This is a genomic window from Micromonospora sp. NPDC048835, from assembly GCF_040649995.1.
Taxonomy (GTDB): Bacteria; Actinomycetota; Actinomycetes; order Mycobacteriales; family Micromonosporaceae; genus Micromonospora.
Genome location: NZ_JBEZGM010000002.1, coordinates 271,770 through 294,224, shown reverse-complemented (window position 1 = coordinate 294,224; position 22,455 = coordinate 271,770). Strand labels below are relative to the sequence as shown.

Sequence of the window (22,455 nt, the reverse complement as noted above, 5' to 3'; positions counted from 1 at the left end):
TGGAATCCGACGACAATCACCGGACACGGGGAGGCCGGCATGAGCACGCTGACACGACATCTCAACGGTTCGCGGGAAAACGTCCAGATGTACAACCGGCGGCTGCACCTGCCGATGCTCGGTGAGGTGGCGGTACCGCCTCCGGACAAGGTCGTCTACTACGCCGGCCTCGGGGTGCTCGCCGCACTACAGGTCATCGAGTGGCCGATCGCTGTGGTGATCACCGCTGGCCACCTGCTGGCGGACCAGCATTTTTCCGGGCTGGTGCGCGGTGTCGGGGAGGTGTTGCAGGACGCCTGACGAGAGCCGGGTCACCACACGGTTGACGTGAATCAGGGTTGAGGTTGCATGCTCGGTCGATGCCGAGCACAGCCGTCACCGACGCCCCTGGCGCACCGGGGCTCTTCGCACCCCGGCTCCGCGCCATGACGGTGGGCAGCGTCGCGTTGATCTCGCTCCTCGCGTTCGAGGCGTTGGCGGTCGGTACGGCGATGCCAACCGTTGCCCGCAGCCTGGACGGGTTGGCGCTGTACGGGATCGCGTTCGGTGGCCCGTTCGCCACCGGCGTGCTGGCGATGGTGCTCTCCGGCATCTGGTGCGACGCCAGAGGTCCGCGCGGGCCGATGTGGCACGGTGTCGCCTGGTTCGTGGTCGGGTTGCTGATCGCCGGGACCGCCCCGGCGATGAGCGCGTTGGTCGTCGGGCGGGTCGTGCAGGGCTTCGGCTCGGGGCTGCTCTCGGTGGCGCTCTACGTGATCGTCGGGCAGGCGTACCCGCAGAAGCTGCACCGGCGGATCTTCGCGGCGTTCGCGGCGGCGTGGGTCGTACCGTCGCTGGGCGGGCCGGCGGTAGCCGGCCTGATCGTGCAGTACCTGGGCTGGCGGTGGGTCTTCCTGTCGGTGCCGGCGGTGGCGGTGCCGGCGGTGCTGCTGATCCATCCCGGCCTGCGGTCGCTGGGCCGGAGCACGGCGACGAGCCTGCCGTCGGGTGCGGCAGCGCGGATCGGGTGGGCGTGTGGGGCCGCGGTGAGTGCCGCACTGCTGCACATCGGGGGGCAGCAGCGCGGTGCCGCAGCACTGGTGCTTGTCGCGTTCGCCCTGGTCGGTCTGCTGGTCTGTGCCCCACGCCTGCTGCCGCCCGGGTTTCTTCGCGCCGCGCGGGGGTTGCCCACCGTCGTCGGGCTGCGCGGCTTGGCGTCGGCGGCCTTCGTCGGCGCGGAGGTGGTCATCCCGCTGATGCTCTCCCGGGAACGGGGTCTCACGCCGACGGCGGCCGGGTTGGTCCTCACGGTCGGCGCGTTGGCGTGGTCGGCGGGCTCCTGGTTGCAGGGCCGGATCCCGGTGCCGGCGTCGCGGGCGAGCCTGCCGCGCGCCGGTCTGAGCTGCATCACGATCGGCACCGTCACGGTGGCGCTCGCCGTCCGGCCCGAGCTGCCGGTGACCGTCGCCGTGGTCGGCTGGGCGGTCGCGGGCCTGGGCATGGGGCTGCTCTACCCGTCGTTGTCGGTGCTCACTCTGGAGCTGTCCCGGCCCGGTGAGCAGGGCCGCAACAGCTCGTCCCTACAACTGGGCGACTCCCTCTTCGCGGCGACCGTGCTCGCGCTGACCGGGGCCGTGTTGGCGGCTGGCAGCGCGCCGGGCCGGGCCAGCTACACGACGACGCTCGTGGTGGCCGCGGGTCTGGCGCTGCTCGGAGCGCTGCTGGCCGGTCGGGTCGTGGTGGGCGGGGGTACGCGACCAGCCGGGTGATCCGTCGATTCGGCCGCGTCCCACCGACCCGTGCCGGAAGGATGACTGGCGATGAACCTCCTGACCGTTCTGCCGCTCGCCGTGGTCATGGTCGCGGGGACCCAGTTGGTGGTGGCGGTCTTCCTCGCCTCGTCGGATCGGCCCCGGGCGGCGTCGCTGGCCTTCCTCGCCGGTGCGGGGCTGGTGGTCACCGCCGGGGTGACCGTGGCCTGGTTGGTGACCCGGTTGGTGGGCGGAGTGGCCGCCGACGCCAGCGCTGCCGCCGGGAAGGTCGACCGGGGCCCGGCCATCGACCTGGTGGTGCTGGCCCTGCTGGTGATCCTGGCCGTGTTGATCTGGGTTCGCCGCAACCGCTCCGGGCCTCCGCGCTGGCTGGGCAGCATCGAGCACGCGGGTCCGCCGCAGGCGCTGCGGTTGGGTGCGCTGCTCTTCGTGGCGACTCCCACCGACGACCTGACCATGGCCACCGTCGGGGCGAGTGTGGGCCGACACGACCTGCCGTGGTGGCATCTGGTGCCGTTCGTGCTGGTCACAGTGCTGCTACTCGCGCTGCCCCTGCTGGCGTTGCTGCTGCTCGGAGGCAGGGCGGCGCGCGTGCTGAGCCGGATGCGGGAGTGGGCCGAGGGACACGCGTGGATCGTCAACGAGATCGTGGTCGCGTTCTTCGCGCTGCTGACCGTGTTGGACCTGATCAGGTCGGGGTGAGAACCACGCGGACACGTACGGGGGAACCGACCGGAAATGAGAGCAACAACGGTTCACGTTCGTCTTACCGTGACGCCATGTTCGCTGTCGTCACCACGGTGATCCTCTACGTCTTCGGCTTCGTCTTCCTCTACGGCGTGATCCGGCTCGGGGTCCGGCACGCGTTCGAGGATCTGGAGCTGCAACGGGCCAAGGCCCAGCGCGAGGAGGAGTTGGCGGCTGCCCGCGACCGCTCCTTCATGCGTGACAACGCGTTCCTCGCCGGCAGTTGAGCGCCGGGTCGATGCGGCCGGGGCCGGTGGCGGCTCCGGGCGGCCGGGGAGCCGCCGGGCGGTTCAGCGTCGCGGATGCGAGGATCGCACCCGTGATGGGAACGCTGAAGACCGAACCGGCCCGCGCCCGCCTGGATCTGCTCGCCCCGCCGGTGGCGGAGGCCATCGCGCAGTGGCCCGCCGACGCGCCGGTGGACGTCGACGACGTGCTTGTCGCGCCGATCGACGCGGACCTCGCCGACACCGCGGCCTTCTGTGCGGCGTACGAGGTGGGGCTGGACGTGTCGGCCAACTGTGTCGTGGTGGCGGGCAAGCGCGACGGGGTGGTCCGCTTCGCGGCCTGCATCGTCCTGGCCACCACGCGGGCCGACGTGAACGGGGTGGCCCGCCGGGCGCTCGACGTCCGCAAGGCGAGCTTCGCTCCGATGGCGGACGCGGTCGAGTTGACCGGCATGGAGTACGGCGGCATCACCCCGATCGGCCTGCCGGCCCAGTGGCCGATCCTGGTGGACGCGCGGGTCATCGCCACACCGCACGTGATCGTCGGCTCCGGCGTGCGGCACAGCAAGATCGCGCTGCCGGGGCCGGCGTTGGGTGCACTGCCGGGAGCGCAGGTGGTGGAAGGGCTGGCCAGGTCGGCCTGACCAGGGATCGACATCGATGTTGTTGCACGTGAAACATCGTGATCATCGATGTCGGACGCCTGGCCGTTGGTGACTCAGTGTGAGTGGGCGGCCGACTCGCGCTGCTCGACCTCGGCAAGCGCGGCGAGCAACGTCTGCACCTCCTGCGCGCCGGAGACCGCGTACTTCCCGGCCAGCACGAAGGTCGGCACGCTGGTGATGCCCAGGCCCCGGGCGGCGGCCAGGCCCGCGGTGACGTCGGCGATGCGCTCATCCGAGTCGAGGAACCGGCGGGCGTCGGCCGCGTCCAGGCCGACCTCACCGGCCAGGGTGGCCAGCGCCTCCCGCGACCCGACGTCGATGCCGTTGTTGAAGTGCGCCTGGTAGAGCGCCTCCACCATCTCGGCCGCCCGACCGTGGTCGGTCGCCCAGGAGACCAGCCGGTGGGCGTCGAAGGTGTTGGCGATCACCGCGCGGTCGTAGTCGAGCCGCAGCCCGTCCGCCTCCGCGACCTGGGTCACGTGGTCGACCATCTGCCGCGCGCGCTCGGGACCGCCGAACTTGCCGGCCAGCGCCTCCACGAGTGGCAGAGGCTCCGGCACCGGCGACGGGTCGAGCTGGAACGGTCGGTAGCGGACAACGACCTCGCCCTCGTAGCTGGCGAGTGCCTCGTCCAGTCGGCGTTTGCCGATGTAGCACCACGGGCAGATGACGTCCGCGTAGATCTCGATCTCCATGATCGAAGGCAACCTCGCGGTCAGTCGAGTTGTTCCCGGATCTGCCGCTTGAGGCGACCCAGGATCGCCGTGCCGCCGCGGACCCGCAGCGGGCTGATCGCCTGCGCCAACCCCATCCGCTGGTAGAGGTCGTCCGGCACGGCCAGCACCTGCTCGGCGCTCGCACCCGCCAGTCCTTCGGCGAGGATCCCGGCGAACGCCCGGGTGGTGGGCGCCTCCGGTGGGCAGTCGAAGAGGGTCTCCACGGTGCCGTCCTCGATTACCCGGGCACGCAGGAAGAACGCCGTTTGACACTCGGGCACCTGCTCCATGCCCTCGCGTTCGGCGGAGCCCTCTGGCAGCGCCGGGATGACGTCCGCGTACTCCAGGAGCATCTCCAGCACCAGGTCGCGCGGCGCGGCGGCGAACTCGTCGACGATCTCGGCCAGTCGGGCCGGCATGTCAGCCATGCGTCGAGGCTACCGCCGTCGCTCGGGGGACCCCGGTCACACCGTGGGTGACTGCTCGCTGATCTCGCTGAGCGCGCTTGTCGGGTCGAGCTGCATGGCCAGGTCACCAAGCGAGACGATGCCCACCAGCTTGCGGTCACTGTCACAGACCAGCACCCGCCGGATGCCCCGGTCCCGCATGAGCGCGGCGGCCTCACCCGCCGTGCAGTGCTGTTCGATCATGACGACCTCGCGGGTCACGATCGAGCCGATGGTGGTGGCCGCAGGGGAGCTGTTCTCCGCCACGGCCCGCACCACGATGTCCCGGTCGGTGAGCATGCCGGCGAGGCTGGCGCCGTCGGTGACCACCACATCACCGATGTCGGCCTCCTTCATCACCCTGGCCGCCTCGTCCAGGGTGGTCTCCACCGGCAGGTACACGACCTGCTTGGTCATCACGTCGCTGACCCGGTAACCGGTCATCAGAGCCTCCGAAGACGTTCCACCCGATCCGACTGCACTACCCCGTGACGCCGCAGCTACACCAGGTTCGCACGATCCTGGCGAACCTGGTGGACGAGTCGCTCCACCAGACCGTCGAGCGGCACCTCGGTGCGCCCGTCGCCGGCCCGCTCGCGCAGCTCGACGTACCCCTCGGTGAGTCGGCGGCCGACCACGACGGCCCGGGGAATGCCGATCAGCTCGGCGTCGGTGAACTTGACCCCGGCCGAGACGTGCGTGCGGTCGTCGACGAGCACCCGCAGGCCGGCCGTGGCGAGGCGCCCGCCGAGCTCCAGCGCCGCGTCGAGCTGCGGGCCCTTGCCGGCAACCACGAGGTGTACGTCGCACGGCGCGATCGCCGCCGGCCAGACCAGACCCCGGTCGTCGTGGTGCTGCTCGGCGACCGCCGCCACCGCCCGGGAGACCCCGATGCCGTAGCAGCCCATGGTGGGCCGGACCGGCTTGCCGGCCGGGCCGAGCACGTCGACCGCGAAGGCGTCGGTGAAGCGGCGGCCGAGCTGGAAGATGTGGCCGATCTCGATGCCCCGCCGAATGGTCAGCTCGCCCGTCTCGCAGTCCGGGCAGGGGTCGCCGGCGCGTACTTCGGCCGCCTCGATGATGCCGTCGGGGGTGAAGTCCCGTCCGCACACCACGTCGGTCGCGTGTCGGCCCGGCTCGTTCGCCCCGGTCAGCCAGGCTGACCCAACCACCACCCGAGGGTCGACCAGATAACGGATGCCCAGTTTGGCGAGCAGTTGCGGCCCGATGTAGCCGCGCACCAGCTCCGGATGGTCGGCCCACTCCTCGAAGACGGCCACCTGGGCGGGGTGGAGGGCGGCCTCGACCCGCTTCAGGTCGACCTCCCGGTCGCCGGGCAACCCGATCACCAGAGGCTCGGCCCGGGCCGCACCCGGCTGACGGACGGACAACACGACGTTCTTCAGGGTGTCGGCGGCCGTCCAACCGTCCCGACCGCCCAACCGGCGGGCGTTCGCCAACTCCACCAGGCTCGCGATCGTGGGGGTTTCCGGAGTGTCGTACACCTCGACGGCCGGCTGTGCGTTCGGGTCACCGGCGCTCGGCGCACGGGTGGCCACCGCCTCGGTGTTTGCCGCGTAGGCACAGGAGGTGCAGCCCACGAAGGTGTCCTCACCGACCGGGGTCGCCGCCAGGAACTCCTCCGACGCGGAGCCGCCCATCGCCCCTGACATCGCGTGCACCACCGTGTAGTCCAGGCCCAGCCGGTCGAAGATCCGCTGGTACGCGGCGCGATGCCTGGCGTACGCGGCACGCAGCCCCGCCTCGTCCAGGTCGAAGGAGTACGCGTCCTTCATCAGGAACTCGCGGCCGCGCAGCACACCGGCCCGGGGCCGGGCCTCGTCCCGGAACTTCGTCTGCACTTGAAACAGCGTTACCGGGAAGTCCCGGTACGACGTGAACAGGTCCTTGACCAGCAGCGCCGCCATCTCCTCGTGGGTGGGCGCCAACAGGTGCTCGGCGCCGCGCCGGTCGGCGAGGGTGAAGAGAAGGTCGCCGTACTCCGTCCACCGGCCACTCGTTCGGTACGGCTCGGCGGGCAGCAGTGCCGGGAAGTGCACCTCCTGGTCGCCGATCGCGAACAGCTCACCACGCACCACGTCGGTGATCCGGTCCAGCACCAGCTTGCCCAGCGGCAGCCAGGTGTAGCCGCCCGGTGCGGCACGACGGATGTAACCGGCGCGCAGGAGGAGCCGGTGGCTCGGCACCTCCGCGTCGGCCGGATCCTCGCGCAGGGTCCGCAGCAACAGGGTCGACATGCGTAGCAGCATCCGCGCAGCCTAGAGCGGGCGCGCCCGGCCAGGCGATCGAATTCGCCCCGAGGCGCAGATGGGGCGGGTCTACTTCCAGTTGGACGGTTCGATGGTGGTCCGGGTGCGCGCTCGACTGACAGAGCGGCACGCCACGGAGTGTGTGATGTCTGTGAGTCATCAATATGACCCACAGACATCACGCTCATCAGGGCAAGGTCGACCGGACGGGGGGTACAGCCGCGGTCGCGCCACACGATCCGGCTCGCCAATGACCTCCACCACGTCGCCCGATCGGGGCACCGCCTGACACGCCTACGGTGACAGACTGGTCGCCGCAGGCAACGGGTGGCGTGAGGGAGGCGCGGGTGCGCTGGCGCAGTTTTGTCGCGGTCGGGGACAGCTTCACCGAGGGTATGGACGACGCGTACCCCGATGGCACCTTCCGGGGTTGGGCGGACCTGGTGGCGACCCGCCTCGCCGCCGACGCGGGGCCCGACTTCAGGTACGCCAACCTGGCCATCCGGGGCCGGCTCTTCCCCAGCGTGGTTGCCGAGCAGGTGCCCTCTGCGGTGGCGATGAAGCCGGATCTGATCAGCTTCGCGGCCGGTGGCAACGATGTGCTGCGGCGCACCTTCGACCCGGACACGCTCGTCGCCCGCTTCGACGAGGTGGTTCGGCAACTGCGTTCGGGTGGCGCGGACGTGCTCCTCTTTCGGTTCGCGGACGTGATGGCCCGACTGCCCGGCCAACGTCTCGTCGCACCCCGGGTGCAGTTGCTCAACCAGGCGGTCGGTGAGACCGCCGAGCGGCACGGCGCGATCATGGTCGACCTGTACGCCGACGACACGTTCCTCAATCCGATGCTCTGGAGCACCGACCGGTTGCACCTCTCCCCGGCCGGCCACCGTCGGGTCGCCGGGCAGGTGTTGAACGCCCTCGGGGTCGGCTGCGACGAGGAGTGGTTGATGGTTCCGCCGCACCCGGCACCGTCGCCGTGGCTGGCCGCCCGCGCTTCCGACCTGCGGTGGGCCGGTCGACACCTCGCCCCATGGGTGAAGCGGCGGCTGACCGGTCGGTCGTCCGGCGACACCGTGACGGCGAAGCGTCCGCAACTCGGCCCGCTCGTCGACTGAGCGTGCTCACCCTGCACACCGCGCCTGAACCGGTCGAGCCACTCCACTGTGGAGTCTTTGGCCTCAATCGGGGTCGCCCGATGTCCGCCATCCTCGATAGCATCCGCTGCCCCCGCTGATCGGAAGGCGGGGACATCGGGGAAAGGTGGATGAGGGATGACCCTCATACCTGGTAAGACGACATCCGCACGACCGGTCCGGGCCCTCCTGGCCATCGGGCTCACCGTGGCGGCCGCCGCCGGGACGCTCACGCTGACGGCCGTGCCGGCCGCGGCGAACGAACTGCCCATCGGTGCCAACAACCCACCGGGCGTGCCGACCGAGCTGCAGACCTCGGGCGAAGCGTGTACGACGGCCGAGCCGTACCAGTTGTGGCAGAACAACGACCTGGCGCTCTCCGCGATCCTGCACGACCCGGACGTCGACGTGAACGGTTTCACCGACAGGTTGACCACCACCTTCGCGCTCTGGCCGGTGGACGACCCGACGGCCCGGATCGAGCGGTTCGGTTACAACGGTCGGGAAGGTGACCGGGAGAGCGGCCTCTTCGAACGGGAGACGCTCACCCATGACCGGGTGTACGCGTGGCAGGTGCGGGCGGCGGACAGTTGGGCCACCGGCGAGTGGAGCGGCCTCTGCTACCTCCGGACCGACTTCCAGGGCCCGGAGACCGCGCCGGTGGTCACCTCCACCGACTTCCCGGTCGAGGGCTGGACCCCGGCGCTGCCCGGCCGGTTCACCTTCGACGCGGCGGCGACACCGGACGCGGTCGGCTTCAGGTACGAGCTGCTCGGCGAGGACGGCGTCCACACGGTGTCGGCGGACCAACCCGGTGGCTCGGCCACGGTCACGCTCCGCCCCGATGCAGGCCCCAACACCCTCGTGGTGCAGAGCCTGGACGCGGCCGGGAACAGGTCGCCCGAGGCGCGGTACGACTTCCGGGCCAGCGACGTCGCACCGATCGTCACCGGCCGGCTCACCGAGGTCGGCGTGCCGACCACGTTCACCGTGCAGCCGCAGATGCCGGGGGTGGTCGGCTACCGGTTCCAACTGGACGGCGAGCCCGAGCAGACCGTCGAGGCAGCGGCCGACGGCACGGCCACGCTGACCGTCACCGCGACCCGGGCAGGTAGCCGGACGCTCTCGGTGACCAGTGTCACCGCCGCCGGCGTCACCGCGACCACGGTGCGGAACTTCCAGTTGACCACGGCGCCGAAGGTCTCCGCGACGGTCTACCAGCAGGGCGTCACAAGTGGGGCCCCCGGTGTGCCCGGTGTCTTCACCTTCACCCCGCGCCAGTCGGACGTGGTGAGCTACCGCTACCGCTTCGGCACGGTGACCAGCACTGTGGCGGCGGCGGCCGACGGCACCGCATCGGTGACCTGGGCGCCGACGAGGGCGGGTCTGAACCCGCTCACCGTCTGGAGCATCGACCGGGACGGCAACCAGTCGGACGCGGCAAACCTCACCTTCTTCGTCGGCAACCCGCCGCCGAGCAACCCGGCGCAGGCCGGCGACAGGTAGACAGCCGATCGGCCGGCCGGCCCACCATCCCGTGCGGGTGGTGGGCCGGTCCCGTTACAGCGGTCGCGGACGGCGATCCGGCGTACCTTGGGCATCATGTCTGTGCCGAACGATCCCGATCCCCGCCTCCAGTCGTACGCGGACCCACAGCGGCTGGTCACCACCGAGTGGCTGGCCGAGCACCTGGGCGACGAGGGTCTCGTCGTCGTCGAGTCCGACGAGGACGTGCTGCTCTACGAGTCCGGTCACATCCCCGGTGCCGTCAAGGTCGACTGGCACCTGGAGCTGAACGATCAGGTGACCCGGGACTACCTGGACGCCAAGAGCTTCGCCGAGATGTGTGCCGCGAAGGGCATCGGCCGGGGCGACACCGTCGTCTTCTACGGCGACAACTTCAACTGGTGGGCCGCGTACGCCCTCTGGGTCTTCTCGCTCTTCGGTCACGCCGACGTGCGACTGCTCGACGGCGGCCGGCAGAAGTGGATCGCCGAGGGGCGCGAGGTGACCCGCGACAAGACGGTTCGTCCGCGCGCCGACTATCCCGTGCCGCTTCGCGACGACGCGCCGCTGCGGGCCTTCCGTGAGCAGGTCATGGCGCACGTCGCGTCCGGCCGGCCGCTCGTCGACGTCCGGTCGCCGGGTGAGTACACGGGCGAGATGCTGCACATGCCGGACTACCCGCAGGAGGGCGCGCTGCGCGGCGGGCACATCCCGGGCGCGGTCAGCAAGCCGTGGAAGTCCGCCGCGAATGAGGACGGCACGTTCAAGTCCGCCGACGAGCTGAAGGCGATCTACGCCGACCAACTCGGGCTGAGCCCGGACGACGACGTGATCGCGTACTGCCGGATCGGCGAGCGGTCCAGCCACACCTGGTTCGTGCTGCGGCACCTGCTCGGCTACCCGCAGGTGCGCAACTACGACGGCTCGTGGACCGAGTGGGGCAATCTGGTCCGGGCACCAGTGGTCAAGGGCGACCAGCCCGGCGGCCTGGCCGCCTGACCAGCCCGGCCGCCGGGCGTTCGTTCGGTGGTCGACTCGGGTCCCTGATATCCGCCGTTCCGCTCGCCCGGACACGCGATGTCAAGGGACCCGAGTCGACCACGTCGAGGCGACGCCGTTCGCGTGGTGGTCAGCCCGCGAGTGCGATCGCGCCGCGCAGGTCGCGGATGATCCCGGTGATCTCGCCGGTCTCCGGATGCCAGCGCGCCAGGGCGGCCGGCTCCAGTCGGAGCAGCACCGCGCCCTTGTTGTCCCAGCCCAGCACGTCGCAGCAGCCCTTGCCGCGCTCCCGGCCCAGGTCGAGCAGGTGGAGCACGCGGCCGGTCCGGGCGTCCAGCACGGCCGTCCCCTCGGCACCGTCGATCTCGCTGCTGACGATCCAGGCCGCCCGCGCCAGTCGTTCGCCGTGCAGCCAGCCCCGGCCGTAGAACTCGTTGATCTGGTAGGGCGAGGGCAGCGCCGACGCGTTGATCGTCTGTTCGGAGCGGAGCTTGCCGTCCCGTGCGGCCCGGCTGCGCAGCTTCAGGCTGGTCCGCTCGCCGTACATGTCGATCAACGGGGCCTCGCGGCCGGCGGCCGGGTCGGGCGCGATCAACTCCCAGATCGGCACGTCGATCGTGCTGGCGGTCCCGGTGACCCGGTCCACCGCGTACGTCCGGTCGTCGCCCCCGACCAACACCCGGTCGTGTGCCCACACCACCAGCTCCAGATAACCGTCGAGCGGTATCCGGCGGACGGCAGCCGTGGTGAGGTCGATCATGACCAGTTCCTTGGTCTGCGCGAACGCGGCCGACCGGCCGTCCGGCGACAGCACTCCCGGCTTGACGGCCGTTGCCTTGTTGCCACTCGCGTCCCGGGTGGGTACCAACGGCACCACGTCGAGGCTGCGCACCACGCCGTCGTCGCCGAGCACCCGGACCGGGCCGTCCTCGCGACCCTCCTCGTCCAGCGGCTGGAACAGCGCCAACGCCCGCTCGACCGGTCGCTCGGAGAGCGGCACGGTGGCCGGATCGCCGAGCCGGGCCAACGGATCGGGCGGGTAGGTCAGCTCGGTGGGCGGCCGCTGCACCGGGCCCCCGTGGGTGGGGTCGGCGGTCGGGGTGACCGTGGGACCCACCGGAGGGACCGGCGCAGCGGACGGTCGTAGGGCCGCCACCGTGCCACCGCCGACCAGTGCCACGGCCAGGGCGACCACTCCGACGGCCCGCCGGGTCCGCCGGGTCCGCCGAGCCCGCTCCCATCCGGCGGCGGCCGGCTGGCTGGGGAGCACGTCCTCGACGCTGACGGTCAGCAGTTGGCGCAGATCCTGCTCGTTCACGGGTTCACCTCCAGACCGCTGGCCAGATCGGCCGAGCCTCGGCCCGGTCGGGCATCGCGGGCGAGGTCCGGGGCGACCTCGCGGAGTCGGCGCAGTGCCGCGTGGCACTGGCTCTTCACGGTGCCGACGGTCACCCCGAGCGCCTCGGCGGTGGCGACCTCGGTCAGGTCCTCGTAGTAGCGCAACACCAGCACGGCACGCTGCCGTGGTGGCAGCAGACCCAGCGCCTCGTGCATGGTCAGGCGCAGAGCGCCGTCCCGGTCGTGGGCCACCTGATCGGGCGGAGCGGCGCTGAGCCATTCCCGCCGCCGACGACGCCACCACGACACCGAGTCGCGGTAGAGGATGGCCCGCACGTACGCCGAGGGGTCGCCGTTGCGGACCGAGGACCAGCGCAGCGCCAACTTGAGCAGCGCGTCCTGGAGGAGGTCCTCGGCCTGGTGTTGGTTGCCGCAGATCAGGTAGGCCGCGCGGAGCAGCCGGTGCTGGTGGTTCTCCACGAAGGCGAGGTAACCGTCGCGTCCGTCGTCCCTCTTCGGCGCCATCCGCCCCCCCTCCCCGGCCGTCGCGCAGTAGGCGTCAACTGGCAGACGCACGGGGGGTGGGAAAAGGTTGGGTCAGCTCGGTGGCGTTCCGGTCAGATAGCGCTGAAGGGTCGGTGCGACCCAGGCGACCAACTCTTCCGCTGTGGTGTCCACCATGGGCGGCAGACGAACGATGTACCTGGTGAAGGCGAGGCCGAGGATCTGGCTGGCCACCAGGCCGGCTCGCCTGGCGGTCAGCGCCGGGTCGGTGCCGAACGTGGCCACCGCGGCGGTGAGCTGGTCGGCGAAGATCCCCCGCATGCGTTCGGCCGCGCCGGGATTGGTGCTGGCGGCCCGCAGCAGCGCGACCAGGGTCTCGTCACCCTCCCAGCGGGCGAGGAAGTGCCGAACCAGCACCGCACCGAGGTGAGCGGGTGGCACCGAGGTCAGGTCGGGCAGGCGGAGGTCGAACTCGGCTGCCGCCGCGAAGAGCCCTTCCTTGCTGCCGTAGTAGCGCATGACCATCGACGGGTCGATCTGGGCGTCGGCGGCGATGGCCCGGATCGTGGCGCGCTCGTAGCCGTCCGCCGCGAACCGTTCCCGAGCCGCTCGCAGGATCGCCGCACGGGTGGCGTCGGAGCGACGGGCCTGGGTCGGCTGGGCGGACGGTGCCATGCCAACGACCGTATGCCAACAACCGTTGACACGCAATCGACCGAGCCCTACCGTTGCCAACAAGTGTTTGCCAACAAGCGTTGGCAACGGTCTTCTGGAGGTGGCCATGCTGCCCACGAGCACCGACGTCCTGGTGGTGGGCGCCGGCCCCACAGGTCTCGCCACCGCGCTGACGCTGGCCCGGCGCGGGGTCGAGGTGACAGTGCTGGACCGACTGGCCGCACCGCCGACGACCTCCCGCGCCGCCGTCGTGCACGCGTACACCCTGGAGGTGCTGGACCGGATCGACGCCGCGGCGCCGCTGATCGCCCAGGCGGTGCGGACGCCGCGCTTCACCGTGCGCGACCGGGACCGGGTGCTGCTTTCGGTGCCGTTCCACGAGTTGCCGTCCCGCTTCCCCTACGCGCTGCTGGTCTCCCAGGCGGTCACCGAGGCCGTGCTCACCGAGGCGCTGGCCGACCTCGGTGTCCAGGTACGACGGTCCCGCCAGCTCACCGGGCTGAGCCGCGCCGGGAACGGGCTGCTCGCCCAGGTGGACGGGTCGACGCTGCACGCCCGGTTCGTCGTCGGCGCGGACGGGCTGCACAGCACCGTGCGACAGTTGGCCGGCATCGGCTTCACCGGCAGCAGCGACGAGGAGTCCTTCGTGCTCGCCGACGTACGGGTACGCAGCGTGCTGCCCCGCGACGAGGCGGCGCTCTTCCTCGCCCGCCCCGGGCCGCTGGTCTGGGCGCCACTCCCCGACGGGGTGGTCCGGTTGGTCGCCGCCGTGCAGACCGCCCCGGCCGACCCGGACGCGGCGTACCTCCAGGCGTTGCTGGACGAACGCGGCCCGGCGCGACGGCCCGACCGGATCACCGAGGTGCTCTGGGGCTCCCGGTTCCGGGTGCACCACCGGATCGCCGACACCTTCCGAGCCGGGCCGGTGCTGCTGGCCGGCGACGCCGGGCACGTGCACAGCCCGGCCGGTGGGCAGGGCATGAACCTCGGCATCTGCGACGCGGTAGCGCTCGGCACCGCCGTTGCGGACGTGCTCGACGGTGGCCCGGAGACGCTGCTCGACGACTACACGGCCCGACAACGGCCGATGGCCGAGGACGTGCTGAGCTTCGCCGCCGGACTGACCAGGCTGGCCGGTGTCTCACCGGCCAGACGACCAGCCCGGGACGTGATGCTCCGGCTGCTCGGCGCCGTGCCACCGGCCCGTCGGCGGATCGCGCTGCGCCTGTCCGGGCTGTCGCACCGGGAGCGAACGCCGAGCTAGGCCACCCCGCTGCCGCTGGACACACCGGCACGGGCTGGCCGCAGGGTCCACCATGCGGCCAGGGTGACAAGCGCGAACGTGCCCGCCGCCGCGACCGCCACCGGCACCGTGCCGTACGCCCCGGCGGCCAGCCCGGCCAGCACCGCCCCGAGCGGTGCGGTGAGCAGACCGACCATCCGCTGGGCGGCACCAACCCGGCCCAGCAGATCACTCGGCACGTGCCGCTGTCCGTACGACGCGCAGAGGCTGTTCCACACCACGGTGCCGGCGGCGAAGACGGCGAGCGCAACCCCGCCCGGCACCGGATGCCGGGCCAGCGCGAAGCCGGCAAGCGCCACGGTCTCCACGGCCAGCACCGCGCGCAGCGCCGGCACCGTGCCGAGCCAACCGGCGAGCCGCCCCGCCCCGAGCGCCCCCGCCACGCCCCCGACGACTGCGGCGGCGGCGAACAGCCCGTACCCGGCCGGCGGCACCCGCAGCACGTCAAGCGCGTAGAGCACGAGCACCGCCATGATCCCGCTGATCGCCAGGTTGCTCGCGGCGGCGAGCACGGTGACCCGCCACAGGGTCCGGTGCGCCCGCAGCCAACGCAACCCCTCGACCATCTCGCTCCGCACCGAACCGCGCCGCCGCGCCGTCCCGGGGCCGACGGCGGGAGGTGGGCTGAGGGCCAGCACGAGCAGGGCGGCCGCCGCGAAGGTGACCGCGTCGAGCGCGAACGGGAGGGCCGCGGCAACTGCGAACAGGACACCTGCGGCGGGTGCCCCGAGGAAGCCACCGGCCACCGCCGACCCCGCCTGGAGCCGGCCGTTCGCCCGGGGCAACGCGTCCGGCGGCACCAGTGTGGGAAGCAGCGCGAACGAGGCGGAGTCGAAGAGAGTGCCGAGCGCGGCGAGCAGGAACGCCACCACGAGCAACACCAGGACACCAACCCGGTCGAGCGCGACCGCCACGGCCAGCGCCGCCACCACCGCGGCGCGTACCCCGTCCACCAGGGCCATCGTCCGCCGACGGTCCCAGCGGTCCGCGTACACCCCGCCGAGCAGGCCGAACAGCAACGGCGGTAGCTGACCGGCCACGGTGACCGCCGCGATCACCCGGGGATCGCGGGTCACGGTCGCGGCCAACAGGGCCAGTGCCGGGGTACGCAGCGCGTCCCCGAACCGGGACGCGACGGCGGCGGACCACAGCAGCCGAAAGTCCCGGCCCAGAGCGGAGGAGGTCATGCCGGCGACCGTGCCGGCTCGACCGGGTCGAGGGTCAAGCCGCCGGCAGCGGGACCCCGCCTGTCGGTGATCATCGGTACGGTGGGCGCCGGCACCAGAACGGGGAGAGAGCAGGCGTGGACCACACATTCCAGGTCGACCTACGTGGCGTGGTCGACCTGCTCAGTCATCACCTCTACGGCAGTCCGCGGGTCTACGTCCGCGAGCTGCTCCAGAACGCGGTGGACGCGATCACCGCCCGGCGCGGGATCGAGCCGGACGCGCCGGCGCTGGTCCGCATCGACCCCCCGGACCGCACCGGCGACGGCACCCTGCGGGTGCACGACACCGGCATCGGCCTGACCGAGGCGCAGGTGCACGAGCTGCTGGCCACCATCGGTCGCAGTTCGAAGCGCGACGAACTGGGCTTCTCCCGGCACGAGTTCCTCGGCCAGTTCGGCATCGGTCTGCTCTCCTGCTTCCTGGTGGCCGACGAGATCCAGGTGCTCACCCGGCACGGCGATCACCCCACCGTGCGCTGGACCGGGTACGCCGACGGCCGCTACGCGGTGACCGTGGCCCCGCCCGAGGCGGCCCGCGCCGAACCGGGCACCACCGTCACGTTGGTGCCCCGCCGCGACGCGGACCAGTGGTTCACCACCCCGACCGTGACCGACCTGGCCCGGCTCTTCGGTGCGCTGCTGCCGGTCACCGTCCGCGTCGGCGATGTCGTCACCACCACCGGGGAACCGCCCTGGCCGACCACGCCGGGTGCACCGCTGGACCGCGCGGCGTTGATCCGGTACGCCCGGGAGACGCTCGGCGTGGACCCGTTCGACGTCGTGCCGCTGGCCGTGCCGGAGGCCGGGCTGACCGGCGTAGCCGTCATCCTGCCGACCCCGGTGAACCCGGCGGCCCGAGCCGGGCACCGCGTCTACCTCAAGCGGATGCTGCTCACCGAGAACGCCGACGGGCTGCTGCCGGAGTGGGCGTTCTTCGCGCACTGCGTGGTGGACGCGACCGAGCTGCGCCCGACCGCGAGCCGGGAGGCCCTCTACGAGGACACTCTGCTGACCGCGACCCGAGAGGCGCTCGGCGACCAGGTGCGCGGCTGGTTGGTCCGGCTGGCACGGCACGACCCGCACCGGCTGGCCGAGTTCCTCCGCGTGCACCACCTCGGCGTGAAGGCCCTGGCGCTGCACGACGACGAGATGCTCCGACTTGTCGACAGGTGGTGGCCCATGGACACCAACGTCGGCACGCTCACCCTCGCCGAGTTCCGCGAGCGCTACGGCGTGGTCCGCTACGCGGCGAGTCTCGACGAGTTCCGTCAGCTCGCCGCGGTGGCCGCCGCGCAGGACCTGGCGGTGGTAAACGCCGGCTACACGTACGACACCGAGCTGATCGAGCGGCTGCCGGTGGTGGACCGCTCGGTGCTCATCGAACGGTTGGAGCCGAGCGACCTCACCACCCGCTTCGAAGCGCTCGACCCGCAGGTGGAGTTGGCGCTGCGACAGTTCCTCGCGGCGGCGCAGCGAGCCGTCGAGCGTTCCGGCTGCGAGGTGGTCATCCGGGCGTACGACCCGGTCTCGCTGCCCGCGCTCTACCTGGTCAGCCGGTCGGCGGCGTTCAACGACCAGTTGACGGCCAGCCGGGACCGGGCCGACGAGCTGTGGGGTGGGGTGCTCGACGCGCTCGCCGCCACCGCCCCACCGGACCGTCCCCAGTTGGTGCTCAACCACCGCAACCCGCTGGTACGACGAGTGGCCATGCTCAGCGACCCGGAGCTGGTCGGCCTCGCCATCGAGGCGCTGTACGGGCAGGCGCTGCTGCTCGGCCACCACCCGATCCGCGCGGCCGACGCCGCGCTGCTCAACGATTCCTTCCTCGGCCTGCTCGGCCGGGCTGTCCCGGGACGGGAGTGAGCATGACCGACGAGGATCTCTGGCGGGTGCTGCGCGGCATCACCGACATGCCGTACGGGGCGGGGCAGATCGCCGCCCTGGAGCAGTTGCTGCGCCGGGTGGACGCCTCCGACGACCGGCACCTCGCGTTCGCCAGCCGGATGCAGGCCACCATCGGCTACATCTACGGTGGTGAGCCGGCGAAGTCCTTCGTGACGTTCTCCTGGTGCCTGTCCGAGTTCGACCGGGACCCGCAGCCCTACCACGAGCGCCACCTGCACCAGTTGCTGTGGCACTTCAAGTACATGGCCTCCGGCCTGCTGAAGTTCCCCGAGGTCCCGCTGGACCGCACGTACGCGGTGCTCGACGACATGGAGCGGCGCTACCGGGCCGGCGGGCACAGCCTGCAGGTCGTCTACAAGCACCGTTTCCGGGTCGCCGACCATGTGGGCGACGCCGAGACCGCAGCCCACTGGTACCGGCTCTGGCAGACCACCCCCCGTGACCAACTCTCCGACTGCGCCGGCTGTGATCCGACGAGCCAGGTGGGCTATCTCGCCGACACCGGGCGGGACGCCGAGGCGGTGGCGCTCGCCGAGCCGGTGCTCGCCGGTCGCCTCACCTGCATCGAGCAGCCGCAGGCGATCCTCACCGCGCTGCTCCTGCCGTACCTGCGCAGCGGCCGGGCCGAGGACGCGCGGGACGCGCACCGGGAGGCGTACCGCCGGCTGCGCGGCAACCTCGCCGACCTGTGGGACATCGGCGACCACATCGAGTTCTGCACGCTCACCGGCAACGAGGCACGGGCCGTCGAGCTTGTCGAACGGCACCTGGACTGGCTGGACCGTCCGCCGTCGCCGGCCGCCGCCATGCACTTCGCGGCGACCGCCGCGGCGGCGCTGCGCCAGGCCGGCACGTCGACCCTCTATCGCCGGGCCGCGGAGGGTCGGCCGGCGGCCGAGGTGACGGCGGCGTCGTTGGCGGACGAGCTGACCGAGACCGCCGCCGGTCTGGCCGCCCGCTTCGACGCCCGTAACGGCACCTCCCACCAGTCGGAGTGGATCGGCCGCCGGTTGGCGGTGCGGGCGAGCGGTGAGCACGTCCCGTTGTCGGCGAGCGTGCGCCGCCGGGCGACCCGCCCGACCCGTCCGGCCGGGGACGAGCCGGTCGTCGAGTCGGGCCGGGCCGCGCAGCCGCGAGTCGACCCGGGTGGACGACCCGCCGTGCCGCTGCCGGCCGACGCCAGCCCGGACGACCTGCTGGACCTCGCGGAGCAGAGCTGGGGTCGGCACGACCGCGCCACCTTCCGGGCGGCGCTCGTCGCGTTCGACGATCGGTTCGGCTCCGCCGAGCTGCCCGCCCGCACATCCGCGCACCGGCTCGCGCTGCGGGCAGCGGAGCGTGGCGACGAGGACGACATCGAGGGTGCCGTCAAGCTGAGTCGGGCGGCGTTGGAGCTGTACCAGGAGGCGGGCGAGGAGGTGCCCGCCCAGACGGTCGCCGGGCGGCTCGGCGTGCTGTTGACCCGGTCCGACGAGGACGGCGAGGAAGGGCTGCTGCTGGTCCGCGAGGCGGCCGAGGTGCTGGACCGGCTCGGCGACACCCAGCAGCGGGCGGCCGGACACGACCGGGTGGCGTTGGCGCTGCTGCACCGCGAGCGGTGGGCGGACGCCCTCGCCGCGCTGGACCGGATACCTGCCGAAGCGGGCGGTGATCGGCACCTGGCGGCCCGGGTCGCGCTGCACCGAGGGCACGTGTTGGAGCAACTGGACCGGTTCGACGAGGCCCGTACCGCCGTCGACGAGGCCCGCCGGATCGGTCGGGAGCTGGGCGTCGACGAGGTGGTCACGGGCGCCTGCCTGGCGTACGCGCGGCTTGTCGACGATCCGGCGGACGCCGTGGCCGCCTGCGACGAGGCGTTGACGGTGGCACCTGCGGACGCGGAGCTGCCCATCCGGGTCGCCCGCGCCCGGGCGCTGCTCTCGGCCGGGCAGGCCGTCGACGCGGTGGACGACTTCGTCGAGGCGGTGACGCTGTGCGTGGAGCGGGGCGCCGAGGGGGACGCGTTCCTGCGTTGGGAGCTGGCGAACGCGTACCGGGTGGTGGGCCGGCTCGCCGAAGCCGCCGAGGTCGCCGAGGAGGCGGTGCTCGGTCTGGACCGGCTGGGCGCACAGGCGGAAGCCGACCGTTGTCGACACCTGCTGGCCGGTGTCTACGCCGGGCTTGGCGAGATCGACCCGGCGTTGGCCCTGCTGGAGCAGCTGGCCCGCAATCTGGACGGGCCGGACAACCTCCCGCACCGGGCGCAGGTGCTCGAGGAGGCCGGCGGCGTCCTCTACGACGCCGACCGGGACGCGGCGGCCGGCGAGCGGTTCGCCGCCGCGGCTGAGGCGTACCGGCTCGGCGACCTGCCGCTTGACGAACTGCGTGCCCGCCGGCGGGAGGCGTACGCCTGGTTCTGGGCCGACGACCGCGACGCGGCGTTGCGCGCCGTCGCGGTGGTGGACGGGTTGGCGGCGAAGCTGGCCGGGCAGGCCGAACCGGCGGTGACGTACGAGCTGGCGCTGGCGGCCGAGACCGGCGCGCGGGTGCTCATCGGGGAGGACCGGCTGGACGAGGCGTTGGGCCGGCTCACCGGGGTGCCGGAGCGGTTTCGGTCGATCGAGGCGTTCGGTGAGGCCGCCCAGGTGGAGGCCCTCGCCGGTGAGCTGCTGGTGCGCCTGGAACGGCCGGCCGAGGCCGAACCGCTGCTGCGCCGCGTACTCGGTGGGATGCCGGCCGGCTCGCGGCAGGTCCGTCAGACGGCCTGGCTGCTGGCGCGGGTGCTGGACCTGCTCGATCGGCCGGCGGAGGCCACCGCACTACGGTCGGAGCACGACCTGGACGAGGACGACTGACCGTCGCGGGCCGCCCCTGGCCAGGTCAGGGGCGGCCCCGGTCGGCGGCGGACGGAACTGACCGGCAACCAACGCGGGCCTCTCGCGGTCTAGGCTTGCCCGGTGACGGTGGAGCAGCAGGCACGGGGTACGGCGGGTGCGGGCCGGCGCAGGTCCCGCAAGGACGAGATCCTGGAGATCGCGGTCGGTCTGTTCGCGGCGCGTGGCTACCACGGCGTGTCGATGGACGACATCGGCGCGGCCGCCGGGGTCACCGGTCCGGCGCTCTACCACCACTTCGCCGGCAAGGAGGCCATGCTTGCCGCCGCGTTGATCCCGGTGAGTGAGGGGTTGCTGGCCGGTGGGCGGGAACGGGCCGCCGGGCGCTCGGACGACCCGCGCGGCGTGCTGGAGTCGCTTATCGACTTCCACGTCGAGTTCGCGCTGGCCAACCCGGCGGTCATCGCGTTGCACCTGCACGAGCTTGACCGCCTGCCCGAGGAGCCGCGTCGGCGGATCCGTCGCCTGCAACGGCTCTACGTCGAGGAGTGGGTGACGGTGCTCACAGCGCTGCACCCGGGCATGCCCGACGGCGAGGCGCGGGTGCTGGCGCACGCCGCGTTCGGCCTGATGAACTCGACCCCGTTCCTCGGTGGTGAGGTGGACCGGCGACGCCGCGCCGAGCTGCTGCGCGGCGCGACACTGGCCGCGCTGCTCGCCTGAGCCGACTCGTCAGAAGCGTGTCGGTCGTGATTTCCTGACGGCGTCCCACCATCCGGACGCCGGGAGGAAAAATGATCGAGTCACTGCTTGTCGCCAATCGGGGCGAGATCGCACGCCGGATCATCCGGACCGCCAAGCGGCTCGGGATCCGCGCGATCGCGGTGCACTCGGAGGCCGACGCCGATCTGCCGTTCGTCGCCGAGGCGGACGAGGCTGTCCTGATCGGCCCACCGAATCCGGCGCTGAGCTACCGCAACACGGAGGCGATCCTCGCCGCTGCGAAGGCGACAGGTGCACAGGCCATCCACCCCGGGTACGGCTTCCTGTCGGAGAACGCGGAGTTCGCCCGTACCGTCGAGTCGAGCGGCCTGATCTGGGTCGGGCCCGGCGCGGACGCGATCACCGCGATGGGCGACAAGATCAATGCACGGAACCTGATGGCGGCGGCCGGCGTTCCGGTCGCGCCCGGCACCAGCGACCCGGCCGCCGACCTGGACGCGGCGGTCACGGCCGCCGCCGAGATCGGCTACCCGGTGATGGTCAAGGCCGCCGCCGGTGGCGGCGGCATGGGCATGGGCGTGGCCGTCGACGAAGCCGCGCTGCGCACCGAGTACGACAAGGTGCGCGCGTTCGCCGAGCGGATGTTCGGGGACGGCTCGGTGCTGATCGAGCGGTACTTTCCCCGGGTACGACACGTCGAGGTGCAGATCCTCGGCCTGGCCGACGGTCGGGTGGTGGCGCTCGGCGAACGGGAGTGTTCGGTGCAGCGCCGCAACCAGAAGCTTGTCGAGGAGTCCCCGTCGCCGGCGGTCTCGCCGGAGCTGCGGTCCCGCCTCCTGGCCGCGGCGGTGCGGGCCGGCGAGGCGGTCGACTATCGCAACGCGGGCACGGTGGAGTGTCTGTTGGTCCCGCGTCAGCGGGACGCTGCCGGCGCTGCTCCCGGTTCCGAAGACTTCTTCTTCCTGGAGATGAACACGCGGTTGCAGGTGGAGCACCCGGTGACCGAGTACGTCTACGGCATCGATCTGGTCGAGGAGCAGCTACGGGTGGCCTCCGGGTTGGCGCCGACGTTCGACCCGGACGCGTTGACCCCCCGTGGCCACGCCATCGAGATGCGGATCAACGCGGAGGACCCGAAGCGCTTCCTGCCCGGCCCGGGTGTGATCAGGACGTGGGTGGAGCCGACGGGTGAGGGCGTCCGGGTGGACTCGGGCTACACCGAGGGCAACACGGTCACCCCGTTCTACGACAGTCTGCTGGCCAAGCTGATCGTCAGCGGCGACACCCGCGAGCAGGTGCTCGACCGCGCCCGGGATGCGGTCGCCGCCTTCCAGATCGAGGGTCCGAAGAACAACGTTCCCTTCTTCGCCGAGCTGCTGACCAACGAGGAGTTCCGCTCCGGCGCCTACGACACGGGCATCGTCTCCCGGATGCGCTGACCGGCGTCCCGCCGCCGGTCTGGTGGCTTGGCGGCCCGGCGGTCTGGCGGCCTGGCAAGGCAGACTG

At 72.1% G+C, this 22,455-nt stretch carries 21 protein-coding genes; 13 read left to right on the top strand and 8 right to left on the bottom strand.

Annotation, left to right across the window (positions count from 1 at the left end):
- Positions 1-39: 39 nt before the first annotated feature.
- From AB0C15_RS03845 to AB0C15_RS03825, 5 genes are all read left to right on the top strand, one after another.
- Positions 40-300, top strand: a complete 261-nt coding sequence (locus AB0C15_RS03845) for a hypothetical protein (RefSeq protein WP_357348368.1) — start codon at positions 40-42, stop codon at positions 298-300.
- A gap of 59 nt (positions 301-359) precedes the next feature.
- Positions 360-1,748, top strand: a complete 1,389-nt coding sequence (locus AB0C15_RS03840; protein ID WP_357348366.1) for an MFS transporter — start codon at positions 360-362, stop codon at positions 1,746-1,748.
- Between the two features lie 51 nt (positions 1,749-1,799).
- On the top strand, positions 1,800-2,453 hold the full coding sequence (locus tag AB0C15_RS03835) for a GAP family protein (protein WP_357348364.1): 654 nt from the start codon (positions 1,800-1,802) through the stop codon (positions 2,451-2,453).
- A gap of 77 nt (positions 2,454-2,530) precedes the next feature.
- A complete protein-coding gene (locus AB0C15_RS03830) occupies positions 2,531-2,725 on the top strand; it encodes a hypothetical protein (RefSeq protein WP_030331904.1) in 195 nt (64 codons plus the stop codon).
- Positions 2,726-2,820: 95 nt separating this feature from the next.
- Positions 2,821-3,369, top strand: a complete 549-nt coding sequence (locus tag AB0C15_RS03825; RefSeq protein ID WP_357348682.1) for a YbaK/EbsC family protein — start codon at positions 2,821-2,823, stop codon at positions 3,367-3,369.
- Between the two features lie 74 nt (positions 3,370-3,443).
- Here AB0C15_RS03825 and AB0C15_RS03820 read toward each other — a convergent pair whose 3' ends face one another.
- From AB0C15_RS03820 to AB0C15_RS03805, 4 genes are read right to left on the bottom strand one after another with little or no spacing between them, the layout of a single operon-like run.
- The gene (locus AB0C15_RS03820) at positions 3,444-4,085 is read right to left on the bottom strand and encodes a DsbA family oxidoreductase (RefSeq protein ID WP_357348362.1); all 642 of its coding nucleotides are present in this window, start codon (positions 4,083-4,085) and stop codon (positions 3,444-3,446) included.
- A 20-nt stretch (positions 4,086-4,105) separates the two neighbouring features.
- Positions 4,106-4,534 carry a SufE family protein gene (locus tag AB0C15_RS03815; protein ID WP_357348360.1) on the bottom strand — a complete coding sequence of 143 codons (429 nt, stop codon included), beginning with the start codon at positions 4,532-4,534 and terminating at the stop codon, positions 4,106-4,108.
- Between the two features lie 36 nt (positions 4,535-4,570).
- Positions 4,571-4,996: a CBS domain-containing protein gene (locus AB0C15_RS03810; protein ID WP_354945799.1), complete on the bottom strand. Its 426-nt coding sequence runs from the start codon at positions 4,994-4,996 to the stop codon at positions 4,571-4,573.
- A gap of 56 nt (positions 4,997-5,052) precedes the next feature.
- Positions 5,053-6,822 carry a proline--tRNA ligase gene (locus AB0C15_RS03805; RefSeq protein WP_357348357.1) on the bottom strand — a complete coding sequence of 590 codons (1,770 nt, stop codon included), beginning with the start codon at positions 6,820-6,822 and terminating at the stop codon, positions 5,053-5,055.
- A gap of 347 nt (positions 6,823-7,169) precedes the next feature.
- Between AB0C15_RS03805 and AB0C15_RS03800 the strand changes: the two genes are divergently transcribed.
- From AB0C15_RS03800 to AB0C15_RS03790, 3 genes are all read left to right on the top strand, one after another.
- Positions 7,170-7,937, top strand: coding sequence for an SGNH/GDSL hydrolase family protein (locus AB0C15_RS03800; protein WP_357348355.1), 768 nt, complete (start codon positions 7,170-7,172; stop codon positions 7,935-7,937).
- A gap of 156 nt (positions 7,938-8,093) precedes the next feature.
- Entirely contained in the window at positions 8,094-9,461 is a 1,368-nt protein-coding gene (locus tag AB0C15_RS03795; RefSeq protein WP_357348353.1) for a hypothetical protein, read from the top strand.
- A 96-nt stretch (positions 9,462-9,557) separates the two neighbouring features.
- Positions 9,558-10,460, top strand: a complete 903-nt coding sequence (locus AB0C15_RS03790) for a sulfurtransferase (protein WP_357348351.1) — start codon at positions 9,558-9,560, stop codon at positions 10,458-10,460.
- 130 nt (positions 10,461-10,590) lie between these two features.
- Here the strand turns inward: AB0C15_RS03790 and AB0C15_RS03785 are convergent, their stop codons facing one another.
- From AB0C15_RS03785 to AB0C15_RS03775, 3 genes are all read right to left on the bottom strand, one after another.
- Positions 10,591-11,778, bottom strand: coding sequence for a hypothetical protein (locus tag AB0C15_RS03785; protein WP_357348349.1), 1,188 nt, complete (start codon positions 11,776-11,778; stop codon positions 10,591-10,593).
- Positions 11,775-12,323 carry a SigE family RNA polymerase sigma factor gene (locus tag AB0C15_RS03780; RefSeq protein WP_357348347.1) on the bottom strand — a complete coding sequence of 183 codons (549 nt, stop codon included), beginning with the start codon at positions 12,321-12,323 and terminating at the stop codon, positions 11,775-11,777. The genes AB0C15_RS03785 and AB0C15_RS03780 overlap by 4 nt, the downstream gene beginning before the upstream one ends.
- Before the next feature lie 72 nt (positions 12,324-12,395).
- Positions 12,396-12,977 (bottom strand): TetR family transcriptional regulator, encoded by a 582-nt coding sequence (locus AB0C15_RS03775; RefSeq protein WP_357348345.1) that lies wholly within the window; start codon positions 12,975-12,977, stop codon positions 12,396-12,398.
- Positions 12,978-13,083: 106 nt separating this feature from the next.
- On the opposite strand from AB0C15_RS03775, the gene AB0C15_RS03770 reads away from it, so the two are divergent.
- Positions 13,084-14,241 carry an FAD-dependent oxidoreductase gene (locus AB0C15_RS03770; protein ID WP_357348343.1) on the top strand — a complete coding sequence of 386 codons (1,158 nt, stop codon included), beginning with the start codon at positions 13,084-13,086 and terminating at the stop codon, positions 14,239-14,241.
- Here AB0C15_RS03770 and AB0C15_RS03765 read toward each other — a convergent pair.
- Complete coding sequence (locus tag AB0C15_RS03765) at positions 14,238-15,467, bottom strand: MFS transporter (protein WP_357348341.1); 1,230 nt, start codon at positions 15,465-15,467, stop codon at positions 14,238-14,240. The genes AB0C15_RS03770 and AB0C15_RS03765 overlap by 4 nt on opposite strands.
- 116 nt (positions 15,468-15,583) lie before the next feature.
- On the opposite strand from AB0C15_RS03765, the gene AB0C15_RS03760 reads away from it, so the two are divergent.
- The 4 genes from AB0C15_RS03760 to AB0C15_RS03745 all read left to right on the top strand — a co-directional run bounded on the left by AB0C15_RS03760 (position 15,584) and on the right by AB0C15_RS03745 (position 22,388).
- The gene (locus tag AB0C15_RS03760) at positions 15,584-17,371 is read left to right on the top strand and encodes an HSP90 family protein (RefSeq protein ID WP_357348339.1); all 1,788 of its coding nucleotides are present in this window, start codon (positions 15,584-15,586) and stop codon (positions 17,369-17,371) included.
- A 2-nt stretch (positions 17,372-17,373) separates the two neighbouring features.
- Entirely contained in the window at positions 17,374-20,247 is a 2,874-nt protein-coding gene (locus tag AB0C15_RS03755; protein WP_357348337.1) for a tetratricopeptide repeat protein, read from the top strand.
- Between the two features lie 102 nt (positions 20,248-20,349).
- Positions 20,350-20,949 carry a TetR/AcrR family transcriptional regulator gene (locus AB0C15_RS03750; protein WP_357348335.1) on the top strand — a complete coding sequence of 200 codons (600 nt, stop codon included), beginning with the start codon at positions 20,350-20,352 and terminating at the stop codon, positions 20,947-20,949.
- Positions 20,950-21,020: 71 nt separating this feature from the next.
- Positions 21,021-22,388, top strand: a complete 1,368-nt coding sequence (locus AB0C15_RS03745) for a biotin carboxylase N-terminal domain-containing protein (RefSeq protein WP_357348333.1) — start codon at positions 21,021-21,023, stop codon at positions 22,386-22,388.
- Positions 22,389-22,455: the final 67 nt, after the last annotated feature.

Coding starts and splice junctions, on each gene's coding strand:
- AB0C15_RS03845 (WP_357348368.1), top strand. CDS start 40: ATGAGCACGCTGACACGACATCTCAACGGTTCGCGGGAAAACGTCCAG.
- AB0C15_RS03840 (WP_357348366.1), top strand. CDS start 360: ATGCCGAGCACAGCCGTCACCGACGCCCCTGGCGCACCGGGGCTCTTC.
- AB0C15_RS03835 (WP_357348364.1), top strand. CDS start 1,800: ATGAACCTCCTGACCGTTCTGCCGCTCGCCGTGGTCATGGTCGCGGGG.
- AB0C15_RS03830 (WP_030331904.1), top strand. CDS start 2,531: ATGTTCGCTGTCGTCACCACGGTGATCCTCTACGTCTTCGGCTTCGTC.
- AB0C15_RS03825 (WP_357348682.1), top strand. CDS start 2,821: ATGGGAACGCTGAAGACCGAACCGGCCCGCGCCCGCCTGGATCTGCTC.
- AB0C15_RS03820 (WP_357348362.1), bottom strand. CDS start 4,085: ATGGAGATCGAGATCTACGCGGACGTCATCTGCCCGTGGTGCTACATC.
- AB0C15_RS03815 (WP_357348360.1), bottom strand. CDS start 4,534: ATGGCTGACATGCCGGCCCGACTGGCCGAGATCGTCGACGAGTTCGCC.
- AB0C15_RS03810 (WP_354945799.1), bottom strand. CDS start 4,996: ATGACCGGTTACCGGGTCAGCGACGTGATGACCAAGCAGGTCGTGTAC.
- AB0C15_RS03805 (WP_357348357.1), bottom strand. CDS start 6,822: ATGCTGCTACGCATGTCGACCCTGTTGCTGCGGACCCTGCGCGAGGAT.
- AB0C15_RS03795 (WP_357348353.1), top strand. CDS start 8,094: ATGACCCTCATACCTGGTAAGACGACATCCGCACGACCGGTCCGGGCC.
- AB0C15_RS03790 (WP_357348351.1), top strand. CDS start 9,558: ATGTCTGTGCCGAACGATCCCGATCCCCGCCTCCAGTCGTACGCGGAC.
- AB0C15_RS03780 (WP_357348347.1), bottom strand. CDS start 12,323: ATGGCGCCGAAGAGGGACGACGGACGCGACGGTTACCTCGCCTTCGTG.
- AB0C15_RS03775 (WP_357348345.1), bottom strand. CDS start 12,977: ATGGCACCGTCCGCCCAGCCGACCCAGGCCCGTCGCTCCGACGCCACC.
- AB0C15_RS03770 (WP_357348343.1), top strand. CDS start 13,084: ATGCTGCCCACGAGCACCGACGTCCTGGTGGTGGGCGCCGGCCCCACA.
- AB0C15_RS03765 (WP_357348341.1), bottom strand. CDS start 15,467: ATGACCTCCTCCGCTCTGGGCCGGGACTTTCGGCTGCTGTGGTCCGCC.
- AB0C15_RS03755 (WP_357348337.1), top strand. CDS start 17,374: ATGACCGACGAGGATCTCTGGCGGGTGCTGCGCGGCATCACCGACATG.
- AB0C15_RS03745 (WP_357348333.1), top strand. CDS start 21,021: ATGATCGAGTCACTGCTTGTCGCCAATCGGGGCGAGATCGCACGCCGG.